11 protein-coding genes are annotated in these 18,620 nt (G+C 41.0%); 5 read left to right on the top strand and 6 right to left on the bottom strand.

The features are described from left to right. Positions 1–834: 834 nt before the first annotated feature. Positions 835–1,719: a ParA family protein gene (locus CV014_RS08420; protein WP_236141630.1), complete on the top strand. Its 885-nt coding sequence runs from the start codon at positions 835–837 to the stop codon at positions 1,717–1,719. 73 nt (positions 1,720–1,792) lie between these two features. On the opposite strand, the gene CV014_RS08415 is transcribed toward CV014_RS08420, so the two are convergent. The 4 genes from CV014_RS08415 to CV014_RS08400 all read right to left on the bottom strand — a co-directional run bounded on the left by CV014_RS08415 (position 1,793) and on the right by CV014_RS08400 (position 9,117). Further along, positions 1,793–2,398: a Uma2 family endonuclease gene (locus CV014_RS08415; protein ID WP_236141659.1), complete on the bottom strand. Its 606-nt coding sequence runs from the start codon at positions 2,396–2,398 to the stop codon at positions 1,793–1,795. 77 nt (positions 2,399–2,475) lie between these two features. Then, positions 2,476–5,769, bottom strand: coding sequence for an isoleucine--tRNA ligase (gene ileS / locus CV014_RS08410; protein WP_236141629.1), 3,294 nt, complete (start codon positions 5,767–5,769; stop codon positions 2,476–2,478). A gap of 188 nt (positions 5,770–5,957) precedes the next feature. Continuing rightward, complete coding sequence (locus CV014_RS08405; protein WP_236141628.1) at positions 5,958–8,033, bottom strand: LysR family transcriptional regulator; 2,076 nt, start codon at positions 8,031–8,033, stop codon at positions 5,958–5,960. Between the two features lie 34 nt (positions 8,034–8,067). Beyond that, a complete protein-coding gene (locus CV014_RS08400) occupies positions 8,068–9,117 on the bottom strand; it encodes an LLM class flavin-dependent oxidoreductase (protein ID WP_236141627.1) in 1,050 nt (349 codons plus the stop codon). Positions 9,118–9,722: 605 nt separating this feature from the next. Between CV014_RS08400 and sfnG the strand changes: the two genes are divergently transcribed. After that, complete coding sequence (gene sfnG, locus CV014_RS08395) at positions 9,723–10,817, top strand: dimethylsulfone monooxygenase SfnG (RefSeq protein ID WP_236141626.1); 1,095 nt, start codon at positions 9,723–9,725, stop codon at positions 10,815–10,817. Positions 10,818–11,293: 476 nt separating this feature from the next. Then, complete coding sequence (locus CV014_RS08390) at positions 11,294–12,502, top strand: SfnB family sulfur acquisition oxidoreductase (RefSeq protein WP_236141625.1); 1,209 nt, start codon at positions 11,294–11,296, stop codon at positions 12,500–12,502. Between the two features lie 54 nt (positions 12,503–12,556). Here the strand turns inward: CV014_RS08390 and CV014_RS08385 are convergent, their stop codons facing one another. Continuing rightward, positions 12,557–14,029, bottom strand: a complete 1,473-nt coding sequence (locus CV014_RS08385; protein ID WP_236141624.1) for an iron uptake porin — start codon at positions 14,027–14,029, stop codon at positions 12,557–12,559. Positions 14,030–14,765: 736 nt separating this feature from the next. Between CV014_RS08385 and CV014_RS08380 the strand changes: the two genes are divergently transcribed. Next, positions 14,766–15,950 (top strand): acyl-CoA dehydrogenase family protein, encoded by a 1,185-nt coding sequence (locus CV014_RS08380; protein ID WP_236141623.1) that lies wholly within the window; start codon positions 14,766–14,768, stop codon positions 15,948–15,950. Between the two features lie 48 nt (positions 15,951–15,998). On the opposite strand, the gene CV014_RS08375 is transcribed toward CV014_RS08380, so the two are convergent. Then, on the bottom strand, positions 15,999–16,769 hold the full coding sequence (locus CV014_RS08375; RefSeq protein ID WP_236141622.1) for a Ycf66 family protein: 771 nt from the start codon (positions 16,767–16,769) through the stop codon (positions 15,999–16,001). Between the two features lie 392 nt (positions 16,770–17,161). On the opposite strand from CV014_RS08375, the gene gndA reads away from it, so the two are divergent. Further along, positions 17,162–18,592 (top strand): NADP-dependent phosphogluconate dehydrogenase, encoded by a 1,431-nt coding sequence (gene gndA, locus CV014_RS08370; protein ID WP_236141621.1) that lies wholly within the window; start codon positions 17,162–17,164, stop codon positions 18,590–18,592. Positions 18,593–18,620 lie beyond the last annotated feature (28 nt).

Genomic DNA, 18,620 nt, shown 5'->3' with positions numbered 1-18,620 from the left:
CCATAGATTCTGGAATAAACTGCACAAAATATAAGTATTTCTCATGGTTTTCTGGCAATTATCCAGGCTGAATAAAGATTGCGATCGCTGAAAAACCCTTTGCCTCACAGCAATCTAGCCCCTGAAAACTCACAAATAATTGAGGACAGATAAATATTTCTCCAAAACTTATCTAACTTCATCCTGTAGGACTAATAAGAAACTGAAAAATAAATATATATAAACCTCTCACACCCAAATGGGATGTACAACAATGACTACTAAATTGCTGTCCATGATTGCCGTTAATCAACTAACACTAGTTGTTTATATTGATCAATATGGCTATTATCATTATGAAATAATTCACGGTAAAGGTGTTTTACAAAACACTGAGATATTCTATAATCAAAACGCTGCTGAATTAACAGGAATGTTATGTATAAATTCTATATTAAATTACTATAGATAGGATTTATCTATATTCCAGATTAAGTAAAATTGCAGGATGATTAATATCACTTCAAGGCGACAAAGATTAAATTTTAGGGTTAACAACTACAGCAATTGAGTGCATTTGTGAATATTGTGAAATTTTAGAACCCCGGTTTCTTCAAGAAGGCGGGGTTCTCGCTTCACACAAACAGAGGCGACAGAGTACAGGGAAACCATCTTTGTGACTAATACTGTTTAAGAGGCAATTACGAATTACAAATTACGAATTATCATGATGACGTGTTGCTATATACTCTATCGAGGTCATATTGTTGGCACAACTCTTTTAATTTACCTGTAAATATTAAATTTACCGGAATGTTCAATTAACTGGGAACGCGTCATCAGAGGAATCAAGCAATGGGATATGTAATTGCAACTGCAAATATGAAAGGTGGTGTAGGGAAAACAACCCTCACCGTGAATTTAGCTACTTGTTTAGCAAAAAATTACGGTAAAAAGGTACTAGTTCTGGATTTAGATACCCAAATCAGTGCTACGCTCAGTCTGATGTCACCTTTAGATTTTGCCAAACGTCGCAAACAAAGATTGACATTTAGATATCTGATTGACGAAGTGATCAACCCAGATCCTAAGTCTGAGCTAAACATCAACGATATCATCCAAACTCAGGTCTGTAATCTCCCAGAACTACATTTATTACCAGGAGATATAGACTTATATGATGAGTTTGTGGTGTCAGAAATGCTGCACAGACAAACAGTAGCTTTGGGTGAACAAGACTTTGAAAATGTGTGGAATCGGTTTGAACGTGTCTTGATTAATAACATTTTAAAACCAGTGCGTGATCAGTATGATTTTATTCTTCTAGATTGCGCTCCTGGATACAATTTAATGACTCGCAGTGCTTTAGCTGCAAGTGATTTTTATTTACTTCCCGCCAAACCAGAACCTTTATCTGTGGTGGGAATTCAACTGTTAGAAAGACGCATTGGCCAGCTAAAAGATAGTCATGAACAGGAAGCCAAGATAAATATTAAAATGCTGGGAATTGTTTTCAGTATGTGCAACACCAATTTACTCACGGGTAGATATTACAAACAAGTCATGCACCGAGTTGTAGAAGATTTTGGTGTTGAACAAATTTGTAAAGCCCAAATTCCAGTAGATATGAATGTAGCAAAAGCGGTTGATAGTTTTATGCCGGTTGTATTAAATTCACCCCAGTCAGCAGGTTCTAAAGCGTTTATGCAGTTAACTCAAGAGTTGTTGCAGAAGTTGTAGGGGACTGGGGATTGGGGACTGGGGATTGGGGACTGGGAACTGGGAAGAAAATCTAATTTAGAATATTATTTGCCTACCAAATTTGACTTAAATCTAAAACAAATCCTGGTAATATATCTTCACCGCTTAATGTCGAAGGGTTATCTAATTCTTCTACGGCTTTTTCAGGACGATAAATAAATACTTTTTGTTGTTTTCTATCGATTAACCAACCTAATTCTGTACCATTAGCTATATATTCTGCCATTTTTTCTTGTAATGTCTTCAAATTATCTGTCTCTGAACGCAATTCCACTACAAATTCAGGACAAATAGGGGCAAACCTCTTTCTTTGCTCTACAGGTATTGTTTCCCATCTGGCTTTTTTTATCCAGGCTGCATCAGGAGAACGCACTGCACCGTTAGGTAAGGTAAAACCACCGCTAGAACCAAAACCTACACCTGTACCATCTTGCTTTGTCCATATCCATAATTGGCCAGTTAAATTAAAATTGCGTTCATCTGTTTCTGAGCCTGTGGGGGGCATAATCAATAATTCTCCCTGGTGATTACGTTCAATGCGAAAATCACGGTTTACTTGACAGAAATCAAAAAGTTGCTCGTCACTTACGATGATGTTTGGTTGCATTTTCAACACCATTCCTAAGAAATCTGTGGTTACAGGTGATTGGATGTTCATCATCTTGGAAAATATAAATTCCTAAATAAATGTAGAGACGTTTGATCAAACGTCTCTACATTTATGTTAAACCTGTTTTAAAACTCACCAACTAAGGCGGGAATACACCTTTCACATAACAGGGGATGCTCTTGTGATTCTCCCACATGGGTTGAGTAGTTCCAGCAGCGATCGCATTTTTCGCCGTCTGCATTCACTACGCCAATTCCCCAATTATCAGATTGCAAGTTATATTTCACAGTTGGCAATTTTTCCGGTGAATCTAATAACTCAACCTGGGAAGTGAGGAATAAATAGCGCAACTCATCCACATGATTTAAAGGTGAACAAGTAGATTCAGCTATCTCTTGAAGGTTTGAAATTGCATGATTAGCTTGTTTTTGGGCTTGCAAAATCCCTGTAGAAGCTTTCTCTTGAATTTCTAACTCAGTATTTTGAGCATCTTTTTGAGCTTTGAGAAGATCATCTCTAATTGCTTGTTGAGTAATAGCGTTAGTTGTGATTTCATGAACTTTCAATAAATGACAATAAACTGATGATTCTTCATCATTTTGAGTGTTCAACTGGTTAGCTGGTTGTGTTGACTGTATATTTGCTTGTATTGCTTGCAGAATTTTCAGATTTGCTTCACTTGATGATTGTTTCAGCTTCAAAAGAAACTCATCTGTTGTTTGAAGACTTTGAGAAATTGCTTCACAACTGTCTAAATCTGAAGGAGTATTAAGTACATGGCTTCCTGTATTCATTTGTTGCATCTGTTCGCGTAATTTTTCATCTGCGACATACAACAAAACTTTTGCTTCCAAGGAAGAACCAATCATTTTTTCTATCCGCGCCTGTTCCATCACCTTATTAACATCGGTGCGGAGTGAACGCAGAGTTTCCCAAGATTCTGCCAATTCTGGATTATGCCATTTATCTTCTAGTTTCACCCAACCAGCTTGAAACACTGATTTATAGGGTGTTTTGTAGGGGAGATATTGCCAGATATCTTCAGCAGTGTGACATAAAACAGGTGCGATCGCTCGTGCTAAATTTTCTAAAGCGATGTGTATCACTGTCTGACAACTGCGACGACGGAAAGAATTCGGCGCACTGATATACAGCCTATCTTTCGCTACATCTAAATAGAAGTTAGATAAATCCACCACACAGAAATTCTGCACAGTTTGGAAGAACCGGAAGAATTGGAAACTGTCAAAAGCTTCTGTTACTTCTTGAAACACCTCACGGATGCGGTGCAACATATATTTATCTAACTGCGGTAACTCCTCAAAGGGTACAGCATCTTTTTCGGGGTCAAAATCATGCAAACTACCCAACAAGAACCGCGCCGTATTGCGAATCTTACCGCGCACATCGTTCAGTTGCTTGATAATATTTTTCCCAATGCGGACATCACCGGAGTAGTCTACCGAAGATACCCACAATCTCAGTACATCTGCACCATAAGCTGGGTCTACTTTTTGATTTTTCCCGCCTTCAATGATGGCATTGGGATCAACCACATTTCCTTCTGATTTACTCATTTTCCGACCTTGCTCATCCAAAGCAAAGCCATGAGTTAACACAGTTTTGTAAGGTGCAATGCCATTTACCGCTACACTAGTCAGCAAACTCGACTGAAACCAACCGCGATGTTGATCAGAACCTTCTAAATATATATCAGCTGGGTAGCGTAACTCTGGACGCTGCTTGACTACAGCAGCCCAAGACGAACCAGAATCAAACCACACATCCATTGTGTCAGTCCCGCGACGGTAAGACCGACCATTATTTCTGTAGGACTCTGGTAATAATTCCTCTACCGACAGTTCCCACCAAGCATCAGAACCTTTTTCGGCAATGATAGCTTGCACATGGTTGATAGTTTCCTCATTGAGTAAAGGTTCGCCGGTTTCCTCATCGTAGAATACCGGAATTGGCACACCCCAAGAACGCTGACGAGAGATACACCAATCAGAACGTTCCGCCACCATTGGCGTGATGCGATTTTCACCTTGGGCTGGTATCCATTTTACAGAAGCGATCGCCTTTAATGCGTCTTCCCGAAATCCAGCCACCGAAGCAAACCACTGTTCAGTTGCGCGGAAAATCGTCGGCTTTTTCGTCCGCCAGTCATAAGGATACTTATGCGCGTAAGCCTCCTCCTTCAACAACGAACCCGCAGCCGTCAGCGCATCAATTACCGCCTGATTCCCATCACCCAAGACATTCAACCCAGCAAACTGTCCCGCTTCCTCAGTAAAATTGCCATTATCATCCACAGGCGCAAGAATCGGCAGACCATAACGCAAGCCCACAATGTAATCTTCTTGACCATGACCAGGCGCAGTATGCACCAACCCAGTACCCGATTCCGTAGTGATATAATCACCACCCACCACCACCGGACTTTCACGGTCAAATAAAGGATGCCGATAAGTAGTATGTTCTAAATCTTGCCCTTTGAATGTGGCTTTCACCGTCAACTCAGCCGAGATAGTAGCAGCCAACCGTTCCACCAACTCCGCCGCCACAATCAGATACTTAAATCCTCTCTGCGCCTCTGCGCCTTTGCGCGAAACTTCCACCAAAGCATAATTCAACTCACCATTAACCGCCACCGCCAAATTCCCCGGAATAGTCCAAGGAGTAGTAGTCCATACAGCCACACCCAAATCCGGCAAATACTCACCCAAAACCGGCTTAACCGCCTCAGCCAACCCCGTCACCGGAAAAGCCGCATAAATACTCCGCGAAGTATGACCTTCAGGATATTCCAACTCCGCCTCAGCCAAAGCCGTCTTAGAACTAGGACTCCAGTGAACCGGCTTCAAACCCCTGTAGATGTAACCTTTCAAGTACATCTCACCAAACACCCCAATTTGCGCCGCCTCATATTCCGGCTTCAGCGTCAAATAAGGATGATCCCAGTCACCCCAAACACCATAGCGTTTAAAACTCTTGCGCTGGTCATCAACGGTCGCCAAAGCAAATTCCTTCGCTTTTTGCCGCAATTGCAGAGGTGTTAAATTTTGCCGTTCTGCCGACTTGAGATTTTGTAAAACCTTCAACTCAATTGGTAAGCCGTGACAGTCCCAACCAGCCACATAACGCACCTTTCGCCCTTGTAGCAGTTGGTAGCGATTAATAATATCTTTGAGAATTTTATTTAAGGCATGACCAATATGAAGTGAGCCGTTTGCGTAGGGAGGCCCATCGTGCAGTATAAATAATTCGCCTGGGTTATTTTGCGACAGGCTCTCAAAAATTTGATTTTCTTCCCAGAACTTCTGTATCTCAGGCTCACGCTTGATAGCATTTGCCCGCATATCAAAACTAGTCTTGGGTAAATTTACGGTATCTTTGTAGCTTCCAGGTTCTGTCACAGCTTCATGCCTAAGTTTTATGTGTACAGGTTCTATCAATTATAGAAGATGGTAGGAAGTCACAGATTAGGGATTTCCATCCGATATGGCTTTCCTGAGTTCTTTCCTGGGAACAGGCTAGCGCAAGAGTAGTGACAATCTCTTCGATTAATGAAGTCATTACAGCCATCACAATAATGCCAATCAAACTATATTGTCGTATAACTGACATCATCTCCTTGCGCCGATACATCATAATTCTCATAGAGAACTTTCATATGTCGGCTAAATTGTTCTTCTACAAAATAGCTATTTGAGAATTCGCTGGAAAAAGAAACCTGATGGAAATGATAATCTAAATTCAGTAAATTATAGACAAGCCGCAAAAAATAATCGTCGATCCAAAAATCTACATCAAATAGTGAAATGCCGTATTTTCCTTCCAATCTCCGATTTAAAGTTTTGAGCAACCAAGACCACTGAGGTTTGAGTGTCGGATCAATACGATTACCAAATACAGGATTAAAAAACTGATTTACCTGGCTTGGCCTGACGTTAACTGCTTTACTTAATAAGTCTGTTGCCTGATGGGGAGAAGCATTAAACCAATAGTTAGTAACTAGTAAATCATGTAAATAAGCAATAACAAGTTTAGGATTTTCTTTAATAAACTGCGAACGACAAACAATTCCTCTGATAGATGGAATATTTAAACTCGCTGTTTGAGATAAAGAGAGCTTTTTAACAAAAGCATATCCTTCTAAAATTGAGGCAAACGTATAACAACATACGTAAGCATCTATGCTTTTGTCTGCTAGACTCTTGCTAGCTTCGCGAGGGTCTTCATCCACTAATCTACAATCTTTATTGACATCCATATTATAGAGGTCAAAAAGAGTAATGATAAATCTGTGAGCATGAGTTCCGAATAATGTAGCAATCCTTTTTCCTTTGAGGTCATAAATAATATTTATGGGCGAATCTTTATGGATAATAATATTGATATCCTGTCCCAAAAGATTATAAGAAGCAATTCCAATTAATTTCGAGCCAAAACTCAAGTCATCAAAGAATTGACTACCATTATTTAAGAGAGAAATATCGTCTAAAATACAAATATCTAGTTCTCTGCGTTTCATCTGTAAGTTCATTTCTTTACCAGATGTAAACGGGAGAATTTGTAAATCAAAATCACGATTAATTTCAATATTTTTGAGTAGAGGTTGTTCTAGCAATGATGATGACTTTTGTAAATCAAAAATATGCTTAGTCAGATATCCAGCGACAAACTGTCCGATTGAATCACTTTGAATACCCAGCCTCAGCACATTTTCCTCTTTAGCATCGCAGCTAGCTATGATTATATTTACATGAGGTAGACTTTCTAAGTTGTCTTGATCCAGTCTGAAACTTCTGACTAACCCTTCAGCAGATATTAACAACTCACTAAAACGAGGTACATGGATATAAATACCATAGTCATGAATATCTTCAATGGAAATCACTACTACTTGATATTTAGATATAAGATCAGTTCGACAGAAGTCAGGTAAAATTGTTAATTTTTGATTACTTACAGCATAGTTAAGCAATTCCTCATAATTTTTGACAATCTTGACACTACTTAATTTTTCCCTCAAAAAGCTATTTTTAGATAGCTCCTTATGAACTTCCTCTAAAAGTAAAATATCATCTAGCTCAATATCATCTATGTTAATCAATTGATGATTATCTAAGTATTTATGACCTCCAAATGAGAATAAAAGCATTTTATGAGTTGTTAATCTCGTGCAGTGGTGTTCCTCCTTATATCCAGAGCAACTGTTGAGCAAGACATCTATTTTTACAAGTTGAGAATTAGCAAAAAATCTGTTATTTTGCACTGCGATCGCTTTGATGTTTCGTCCTGGGAAACAAAGCTGAAATCGCTGTAAATGCTGTTTTAGCCATACCTCCAGAATTAAACTTGTAGCCCCTAAAATCAAGTCTTCACCTTCAGCACTAAATGTTGCTTGAAATTCCTCTCGTAGATTTTCTACAGTTTTGACAACATTAAGTGTTTGGGAAATCAATTTCTTACCTTTATTAGTCAAGCATACAGAGCCAGGAGAACGATTCAGGAGAGTCACCCCAAAATAATCCTCTGTTTGCTTTACCTTTTTGCTAATTAATCCTTGACTATACCCCAGTTTTTGGGCTGCTTTGGAAAAGCTACCACATTCATCTACTGCTTTTAAAATTTTGATGTGATTGAGGGTAATATCTTCAATTTTACTCTTATTCATAATTAGCTCAGGTTAGGTAAAGTAAGATTATGAATTATGATGAAATTAAGACTTTCTGCTGTAAATATTCGGCAATAACTAATTTGTGGAAGCGAATAGTATCTTCCAACATGGATTCAAATTTCAGGATGATTAAGTCAATACCAATGGCTTCGTATTCTTGCAGACGTTGAATAATAGTGGCGCGATCGCCAACAAGTTGAGCCGATAAACCGAGGTTAGCCTCAATGGTTTGACTGATATCGAGTTTGTTATGAGCAACTACGTTAGGATCAATTTGCTCTTGAAAGTATTGAATCTGCTGCTGATCCGCAGCACGATAAATAGACTCTAATCTAGCCTCAGCTTTAGCGGTGTCTTCACCAACAATCGCAAAAGCACTCATAGCTACTTTAATCTGACGTTGATAGCGATCGCTAGCCAATCGTTTCACTTTCTCCACCAATGCAGCTGTTTTTTCCGGCGCATCCGCATTGATAAACAAATAATCTCCCTTGCTAGCTGCTAAATTAATTGCACGTTCTGATTCCCCAGCAATGAAAATTGCTGGTGTTGGCGTTGGCTTATCTGTGAGAATACCACCATTGATAGTGTAATATTTGCCATCATAATTAAAATCTTCAACTGTCCATAGCCCCTTGATGACATCAATATATTCTTCTAATCTGGCATATCGCTCACTGTGAGGTAGCCAGATATCTCCATAGCTTTCTACTTCTAATTTCCACCAACCGGCAATCCCACTCAGTGCAAATCTGCCTTGACTCAGTTGATTTTGGATGTTTGCACTCAGTTTGGCAATCACTGCTGGCAGTTTAAAACCAGGTTGTACAGCTGCTACAATCTTTATCCTCTTAGTGTTTAAACTGGCTAAAGCTGATGTAATCCAAGCGTCAGCAACATCATAGCTAGGCCCGTGAACAGCATTTAAATAATGTTCTGGGATGTAATAAAAGTCATAACCTAACGCGTCTGCTTCAACTGCCAACTTGACCAAATCTGGGGTAGATAAATTCGCCTCATGGTCGATAACTCGCAACCATCCCCCACAGACAGGAGACCAAATTCCAAACTGAAGTGGCATAAATTCCTTTTCCAGTACCTTTTTTTAGGAAACCGCGATCACAATACGGTAATCACACGTACTTACCGTATTTTATTATTTCACACTACCACATTTATTTCGGTGATAGAGAGTAGTCGCTTATTACTAGGTGGAATAGTAGCGATAATATTTAAATTTCTTAATTTTTGCTGCCTCTGACTACATGAAACCAATTGGGGATTTTAGATAAAAAACCTGGAAAATCAGGCTATTTCAAGATTACTCATACTACCCATCCCCATTTTGTCTCAGGATGATTCATCACATCCAGGAACATTCAGAAGTATTCCAAAATGGAATATGGAAATGAAATTTAAGTATATCGAGTCACAGCATCTGAGAAGGTGTCGTGATAAAGTCGGACTTATTCATAAATACGGTAATTTGGTCGGATTATAGTATAATCTCAGCATAAACTCTGAGAATCTCTATTTGAGGCATTCAGACTAGTTTCTAGGCACTACCAAGCCTTAATTCTGATTAGGATTTTGCCGTATGCAGTTTTGGCTGCGTTGTGAGTGATGAAAATCACAAGCAACAATCAAAACCCATAGCCAAAAAGTTTCCCTTACAAATACACAATTATGGCTGATATTAAGTTCGCATACTGGATTCCCAACGTTAGTGGTGGATTAGTGGTAAGTAAAATCCCCCAACGCACAAACTGGACTTACGATTACAACGCTCAACTAGCGCAAACAGCCGAAGAAGTTGGGTTTGAATATGCTCTAGCCCAAGCTCGATTTATTGCTAGTTATGGTGCTGAGTACCAACTAGAGGCATTGACAACTGTATCAGCCCTAGCTCCAGTTACCGAGAAAATAAAGTTAATAGCAGCAGTTCACCCTGGATTATGGCATCCAGGAGTAGTGGCAAAAATCGGTTCAAGTATTGATTATCTTTCCAACGGTCGGTTTGCGCTGAATATAGTTAGCGGCTGGTTCAAAGATGAATTCACTATTTATGGTGAACCTTGGTTAGACCACGACGAACGCTATCGGCGTTCAGAAGAATTTATCCGTGTTCTCAAAGGTTTGTGGACAGAAGACGAGTTCCATTTTAAAGGTGACTTTTATCGCATTAACGGTGGTTGGGTGAAGCCTAGACCAATTAGTCAACCACATCCAGAAATCTTCCAAGGTGGTAATTCTAAAGCCGCCCGACGCATGGCTGGGCGTGTATCTGATTGGTATTTTATGAATGGTAATACTATAGAGGGTGTGCGCGAGCAGATTGCAGAAGTATCTGCATTAGCGCGTGAAGCAGGACGCACCATCAAGTTTGGTTTAAATGCCTTCATCATCGTCAGAGATACAGAAGCCGAAGCCCATGAAGTCTTGCGCGAAATCATTGCTCAAGCAGATGTAGAAGCAGTCAAAGGATTTGGCGAAGCGGTGAAACAAGCCGGAGCCGCAACCCGTGAACGTCAGGGAATGTGGGCGAATTCCAATTTTGAAGACTTAGTACAGTATAACGACGGCTTCCGTTCCGCCTTGATTGGTACACCAGAGCAGGTAGCTGAAAAGATTCGCCAATTTTATGAAGCGGGAGTTGATTTAATTCTTGGCGGTTTCTTACACTATTCAGATGATTTACCTGCATTTGGTCGGACAGTAATTCCGATTGTGCGCGAACTCAAAGGTCATCGTCGGACGGCTGATGAGTTAGTTCAAGTCTAGATTGACCTGCTAAAACACATCTAACTTGTAGATCAAATGTCATCTAACTCTTGTAGAGTGGGCTAGACAGCCCACTTTGATGATGCAGATTAAGTATTAAACTTTCAAGAAGCGGTTTTTGTGGATGAGGGCTGTTAATTCATCGCTAATGCAGAGGTATTTCCCACAGAGAAATTCAGATATGATAACTTTTCCGGCTAGAGTTCCAGTAAGCTTTCTCTGCATATTCAAGCTACAAAAATCGCTTCGCTGCACTTAATTTACTACCTAAGACACTTTAAGCATCTGTGCGTTAATCTTCTGAATCAGAGCTAGATTTCACATTCTACCATCAGCGATCGCTCAATTCACTCAATAGTAGCGATGGAATTTGATCTCAAACGCTACAAAAAAATTCTGGAATCTCAAGCTATCCAACGGCAATTTCAAATCAAACAAGTCCGGTTTTGAATCTATGTTGAGAAAGGAGTTTGACTATGACTTCAATCATAAATACTGAACAAAAAGCGCACATTATTCAGAATGACCAAGAAGCGATCGCGATCGCCCATGAATTAGCTACTGAGTTTGCTAAAGGTGATTCAGAGCGCGATAAAACTCGGCGTTTACCTGCCGAAGAGGTGCAGAAGTTCTCTCAAAGTGGATTGTGGGGAATTACAGTACCGAAAGAATACGGTGGTGCTTTTGTCTCTACCGCCACCTTAGCAGAGGTAATCAAAATTATCTCGGAAGCTGACTCTAGCCTGGGGCAAATTCCCCAAAATCACCTCTATATGGTGGAAGCCATTCGTTTGGATGGTACACATCAACAAAAACAATTCTTCTTTGATTTAGTCCTCCAAGGTAAACGATTCGGTAACGCCTTCTCGGAAATTGGTACAAAGTCAGTAACTGATATCCAAACCAAATTGCAGCCAGATGGCTCTGACTACTTACTCAACGGCCGTAAATACTATTCGGCGGGTGCATTGTTAGCCCATTGGGTTCCTGTCATTGCCAGTAATCCAGAGGGTAAGACAGTCGTAGCATTTGTGGAACGAGATGCAGAAGGACTCACTTTGCTTGATGATTGGACTAGCTTTGGGCAGCGTACCACTGCTAGCGGTACAACCATCATTGAAAACGTCAAAGTCAAAGCAGAACACATCATTCCCCATTATTTAGCATTTGAGCGGGCTACACCAATGGGTGCGATCGCCCAAATCATTCAAGCTGCCGTCGATGTGGGTATTGCGAAAGCCGCAGTTCGTGACACCATTTACTTTGTTCGCAATCATACCCGTCCTTGGGTTGATAGCAATTTAGAAAAAGGCTATGAAGACCCCCTCACCCTCTATAACTTAGGTAACGTCCAAATTCAGGTTCATGCTGCGGAAGCATTGCTGCGACGCGCGGGTGAATTTATCGACATCGCCAACGAATCAGGTTTAGAAGAACCCAAAGTCGTAGAAGCATCAATTGCGGTTGCGGAAGCCAAAGCCCTAGCCACCGAAGCCTCATTACTAGCTACCAACAAGTTATTTGAATTAGCCGGTACTAAATCCACATTGGAGGAATTCAACTACAATCGCCACTGGCGTAATGCTAGAGCGCACACACTCCACGACCCGGTGCGTTGGAAGTATTACGCCGTTGGTAACTACTTCCTCAATGGTGTTTATCCCCCCCGCCATCCTTGGCTGTAGCTAATTCCCATGTTTTAACAGCAACGCCACAATTGGTCACGTTGCTGAAACTATCTAGAAAGTAAAGGTGGTTCTGACAGTGCCAATTACGGCATCCTGATTATCATTGTTTTGACCAGGGGCTGTTATCCAAATTACGCCAGGAGTGATAGCAATATTATCTGTCAGCCGATATTTATAAAAACCTTCAATATGCAAGGATAAATCATCAGCAGGTGCAGGATTTCCACCCCGATAAGGTTCTGCACCTATAACAATGCCACCAAGATTACCTTGTTTACCTAAATCTGGGAAAGCCAAGCCTAAAGCGTAGTACCAAATATCTGCACTACCGCTACCTGTAAGATTTTTGGCATTAGTGTAGCCAAAGAAGCCATTCACGGCAAATCGAGGACTAAATCTATAAAAAGCTTGTACTCCATAGGAATTAGTAATCATTCTTTCAAATGGAGTGTTGGCTTGTTGAGTTCCGACCAGTGTAAAACTACTACCCAAGTCAAATATCGCTCCCCGATTTTGGTAAGCATTGACATAGGTAAAAGCAATACCAGAGTTATTGTTGGGGTTCCAAGCTAATTGTCCAAATGCACTATATTGACCATTCAAAAAACCACTGTCTGCTTGCGGACTGGCATGATCTCCGGCTAAATAACCCAAACTCAAAGTTAATTTGTCACTGAACCGATAATTGAAGCCTCCGCCTGAACCGCCACCAATCCGATAAATCGGACTAGAGGAAGCAAATTCTGTTAATGCACGACTGCCTCCAGTCGCACTATCAAGATCAGGACTCATCGTTGGCACAAAATCAAAGAAGACTCCGTTAACTGCTCCTATATAAGCATCTATCTTGTTGCCAATGGGAAAGTAATAAGCCAGCCAATCAAGAGCCACATTATTATTACCTGGAGAGAGATTAAAAGTTTGCAGTCCTTCGGCTGTACCATCTGGCAGCCTTAAGGTATTAGCATTTCCAGCCGTTAAACGGACGTTGAGAGTGTCTTTACCTGTAAAACTACTTTTGAAAACCAGGCGGACTCGATTTTGAAAAACTGTATTGCTACCATCAACCGAACCAGTAAAGGCATCTGTAACGGCAAATATGGCTTCTCCAAATAATTTGGTGGTTGTAGAAAATTGATTGGCTTCTAGTTCAGCAGTTCTAGCTTCTAAAGTATCAACGCGACCGCGTAGAGTTGCTAACTCAGAGGCGAATTCTTGCTGTAGTCGTTGGATAGTCGCTAAGTCTTCTCTCGTAACTAACTCAGATGTGGCTGTGGCGATTAGCTCGTTAATTCTAGATAGACAAGCATTTAAACCAGCAGCAAACTCATAGCGAGTAATGGCGCGGTTTCCTCGATAGGTGCTATTTGGATAGCCTGCAATGCACCCATAACGTTCAACTAAAGACTGTAAGGCACTAAATGCCCAGTCATTTGGTTGCACGTCTGAAAATTGTGATACAGATGTTACCTGAGACATCTGATCAGTGTCTGAGGCGATCGCATTTGCTGCATTGCTTGGCATTCAAGCCACAGTCTCTAAATCTAGGTTCTGAGCATATGCTGATGTACTGGCTAACAAAGTAGCACTCAAAATTATTGACTCTATGGCTAAATGATGAAATGAACCCTTGAACATTCCAATTACTCCTCATATTTTCGGGGGCAAAAATTTATCGCCAGTCATTAAACATTTGAGCAACTCGTCAAGCTAAACACTGATGATTTACATTGCTCAATGTTGAATAACTCTAAAGCACAAAGATTTTCACTAATATTGCTCACCTTTTGACTACATCAGTAAATTTCTAGGTTCTAAGCTGCATATTGCCAGCAAAAATTGCCTTTTTCACACAAATAAAATCCTGGCAATAGCTGTTCTATCTGCCTAGATCATATCTATGTCTCTGTAAACAAAAATGACAACATTACAGAATAATCTGAATTTATGCTTTTAAAATACTAAATATCTATTAACTTTAAGTAGATTGTCGTATTTAACCTAAAAATATCACATATATAATTGGTCAACACAAGTGCATAAGATATTTTATGACAAATTTTTTGCTACTTATTGGAATGTGTTAAAAATCTATAACTTTTAGGAGAAATAATTTGATTTGAACTTGCTTTATTATTGATAATATGCCATGATATGCAAATATTACAGTAAATTAATCTAGATACTGTAGATTAAAACTTTTCTAGCCAGAATTTATAGTTGCTCATTGCAACATGGTCAATGGGAGAAGTGGCAAGTTATGCAATTAATTGACACTAAAGAGTCTCAAAATTATCTTGATATAGCTAAATCTTTAGCAGAGGAATTTGCCCAAACTGCTGTAGCGCGGGATGCTAAAGGTGGAACGCCAAAATATGAGCGCGATCGCTTACGTGAGAGCAACTTACTGAAATTGATCATTCCCAAAGAATATGGCGGCTTAGGAGAAAGCTGGATTACCGTTTTGCAAATTACCCGCGAGTTTGCCAAAGTTGATAGTTCCATTGCTCACGTTTTTTCGTACCATCATCTAGGTGTAGTAATTCCCCATATTTTTGGCTCAGACGAGCAGAAACAACGATACTACTCAGAGACTATTCGCAACAATTGGTTTTGGTGCAATGCCCTGAATCCTTTAGATAAAAGAAATATCCTTACCCCAGAAAATAATTATTTTCGACTCAACGGAGTCAAAAGTTTTTGTTCAGGCTCTCAGGATTCTGATATATTACCCATCACCGCTATTCATCAAGAAACTGGTGAATTGATAATTCTAGTAATTCCGACTCCAAGGTCAGGCGTTACTGTTAATCATGATTGGGATAACATGGGACAACGGCAAACAGATAGCGGTAGCGTTACATTTGAAAATGTCTTGGTTTACCCAGAGGAAATTCTAGGTGTGAGAAATAAACCCAGTAAACCTTTTACTACTATTCGTGCCTGCTTAACTCAATTGAATCTTGCTAATATTTATTTGGGAATTGCACAGGGAGCATTTGAGGCTGCTAAAACATATACCCTGACAAATACCAAACCTTGGCTGACATCAGGTGTGGAGAGTGCAACTAAAGACCCTTACATCCTCGAACACTACGGAAAAATGTGGACTGATCTGCAAACAGCCAAATGTTTAGTTGAGCAAGCAGGAGAATTATTACAAGCGGCTTGGGAGGAGGAATGGTCACTTACCGCAGCACAACGGGGAGAATGCGCGCTTTTAATCGCCACAGCTAAAGTCGTCGCCAGTAGAGTCGGTTTAGATATTACCAATCAAATTTTTGAAGTTATGGGCGCACGCGCCACTAACACAAAATATGGCTTTGACCGTTATTGGCGTAATCTTCGCACATTCACACTCCATGATCCAGTTGATTATAAAATTCGAGATATAGGAAACTGGGCATTAAATAATGAACTGCCAGAACCCAATTTTTATTCCTAATTATAAAAATAAAACCCAACATCTAGGTTCATGTTGGGTTTCACTATATCAACTAGTCTGATTATCTGGCGGTACTGCTCCTGGTGGGGCTTCGGCTGGGGGTGCTAACACCGCATCTGGGGCAATTTCTTCTACAGGGATTGGTGTTTTCTCCTCAGCCTCATTATGTGGTTGAGCAGCTTCCACCAGTTCTGGGGATGGGGGATGGGGTGGAATTACTTCTGGTACAGTTTCAGTTTGCGGTTCTGTTTCAGTTGTCGCTGCTACTTCTGTGGGTTGTTCTGCGGCAACAGTTGGGGATTCAGGTTCAGTAGTAGTAACAGGCTCTTGGGTTGGTGTTTCTGTATTGTCGATAATCTCCACAGCAGGTTTTGTTGTGGTTTCTGGCTCTGGAGTTGTGGTTTTTGGGGTAGCCGGTTGTTGACTGCGGTTTTTCAAACCACCGAAAAAACCACTGACAGCTTGCTGCAATTGCGCCAAAGGTTGGGGTAAAGACAACTTATTAGTCTGTTCCTGTAGTGTGGTTTTCACAGTTTCTGAACTAGGAACCGGAGTTTGTTGTAGTAAAGGAGTCACCTGACGACGTAAAGAGAGAGTTTGCCAGCCAAACCACACCAAAAGAGCCACGCTAGCCACATGACCCAATAGCAAACCTCCAGAAATGCGAGGAGCAAACACCCATAAAACTAGGGCGTAGAATAATCCCACACCACTCCAAATAAAATCATTCTTGCGGTGGATTTCTGGGAAAAAGAAAGCTGATATGTAGAGGGCTAAACTACCAAGGCCAACCACCAAAGCTAGGACATTTGCCAGCATTTTTGCTTACTCCTTTTACTAGGGAATAGGGATTGGGGACTGGGGACTGGGGATCGGGGATCGGGAATGGGGCATTGGGCATTGGGCATTGGGCATTGGATATTGGGCGGGTGTTTCCCTATTCCCTATTACCTATTCCCTATTCCCTATTACCCAGTCCCCAGTCCCCAGTCCCCAGTCCCCAATCCCCAACCACCAGTCCCCAGTCCCTAATAAAAGCAAATTTTACAAATTAATTGTTGACTTAGATACAAATTAAAACTATTGAACGGTGTTCCTAGTGAGCTTTTATTGTTTAAATTAACTCTTAATGTCTTCTTTAGGGGAGAAGAGAAGAACTCAGACTACCCTTAAAGATGAAAGAACCTGCAAGAGTTAGCCAAACATAGTTTATGACACTACAAAGCTTTGGTGTGATTGGTTTAGCCGTTATGGGCGAGAACATCGCTCTAAACGTTGAGCGTAATGGCTTCCCAATTGCAGTTTATAATCGCTCCAGAGAAAAAACCGATGCTTTCATGGCACAGCGTGCCGGAGGCCGCAATGTTAAAGCTGCTTTTACCTTAGAAGAATTTGTTGCCGCTCTAGAACGTCCCCGCAAGATTCTAGTGATGGTGCAAGCTGGTAAACCAGTTGATGCGGTCATTCAGCAACTAAAACCCCTGCTCGATGAAGGCGATATCATTATTGACGGTGGTAACTCTTGGTTTGAAGATACCCAAAGACGTACTCAAGAATTAGAACCCGTTGGTTTACGCTTTTTGGGTATGGGTGTCAGTGGTGGTGAAGAAGGTGCGCTCAATGGCCCTTCACTGATGCCTGGTGGTACACAAAGTTCTTATGAGTATCTGTCCCCAATTTTCAACAAAATTGCGGCTCAAGTTGATGACGGCCCTTGTGTAACCTACGTTGGCCCTGGTGGCTCTGGTCACTATGTCAAAATGGTACACAACGGTATTGAGTACGGCGATATGCAGTTAATTGCAGAAGCCTACGATTTGCTGAAAAATGCTGGTGGACTCAACGCACAACAGCTACATGAAGTATTTGCTGAGTGGAACACCACAGACGAACTCAATTCTTTCTTGATTGAGATTACAGCTAATATCTTCCCCTACGTTGACCCCGACACCAAACTACCCCTAGTAGATTTGATTGTTGACGCAGCCGGTCAAAAGGGTACTGGACGCTGGACAGTACAAACTGCTTTGGAATTGGGCGTTTCTATCCCCACCATTACAGCAGCCGTAAATGCGCGGATTATCTCTTCTATTCGCGATGAACGGATTGCTGCATCTAAGCAGTTGACAGGCCCCAGTGGCAAATATGACGGTGCTACCAAAGACTTTATCAATAAAGTCCGCGATGCGCTGTACTGCTCCAAGATTTGCTCCTACGCTCAAGGGATGGCGTTGCTATCTACAGCTTCCGCAACATTCAACTGGAATTTGAATCTGAGCGAAATGGCGCGGATTTGGAAAGGTGGTTGTATTATTCGCGCTGGCTTCTTGAATAAGATTAAGAAGGCATTTAACGAAAATCCTGCATTACCTAACTTGCTACTTGCTCCTGAATTTAAACAAACAATTCTCGACAGACAAGCAGCTTGGCGGGAAGTAATTATCACAGCTGCCAAACTCGGTATCCCTGTACCTGCGTTTAGCGCGTCCTTGGATTATTTTGACAGCTATCGTCGCGATCGCCTACCCCAAAACCTCACCCAAGCACAACGCGACTACTTCGGCGCACACACCTACCTGCGTACCGATAAAGCTGGTGCATTCCACACCGAATGGGTTCCTATTACTGAAGCTAAAAAGTAAGTTTGTCACCCTTTCAATCCTGAACTGA

Source organism: Nostoc sp. CMAA1605 (genome assembly GCF_021596505.1).
Lineage (GTDB): Bacteria > Cyanobacteriota > Cyanobacteriia > Cyanobacteriales > Nostocaceae > Trichormus.
Note: the sequence above shows the minus strand (reverse complement) of the source record. Positions and strands in the feature narration are given on the sequence as shown.

Excerpts from the sequence above, each read along its gene's own strand:
- CV014_RS08420 (WP_236141630.1), top strand. The coding sequence starts at position 835 with ATGGGATATGTAATTGCAACTGCAAATATGAAAGGTGGTGTAGGGAAA.
- CV014_RS08415 (WP_236141659.1), bottom strand. The coding sequence starts at position 2,398 with ATGAACATCCAATCACCTGTAACCACAGATTTCTTAGGAATGGTGTTG.
- CV014_RS08405 (WP_236141628.1), bottom strand. The coding sequence starts at position 8,033 with ATGAATAAGAGTAAAATTGAAGATATTACCCTCAATCACATCAAAATT.
- CV014_RS08400 (WP_236141627.1), bottom strand. The coding sequence starts at position 9,117 with ATGCCACTTCAGTTTGGAATTTGGTCTCCTGTCTGTGGGGGATGGTTG.
- sfnG (WP_236141626.1), top strand. The coding sequence starts at position 9,723 with ATGGCTGATATTAAGTTCGCATACTGGATTCCCAACGTTAGTGGTGGA.
- CV014_RS08390 (WP_236141625.1), top strand. The coding sequence starts at position 11,294 with ATGACTTCAATCATAAATACTGAACAAAAAGCGCACATTATTCAGAAT.
- CV014_RS08385 (WP_236141624.1), bottom strand. The coding sequence starts at position 14,029 with ATGCCAAGCAATGCAGCAAATGCGATCGCCTCAGACACTGATCAGATG.
- CV014_RS08380 (WP_236141623.1), top strand. The coding sequence starts at position 14,766 with ATGCAATTAATTGACACTAAAGAGTCTCAAAATTATCTTGATATAGCT.
- CV014_RS08375 (WP_236141622.1), bottom strand. The coding sequence starts at position 16,769 with ATGCTGGCAAATGTCCTAGCTTTGGTGGTTGGCCTTGGTAGTTTAGCC.
- gndA (WP_236141621.1), top strand. The coding sequence starts at position 17,162 with ATGACACTACAAAGCTTTGGTGTGATTGGTTTAGCCGTTATGGGCGAG.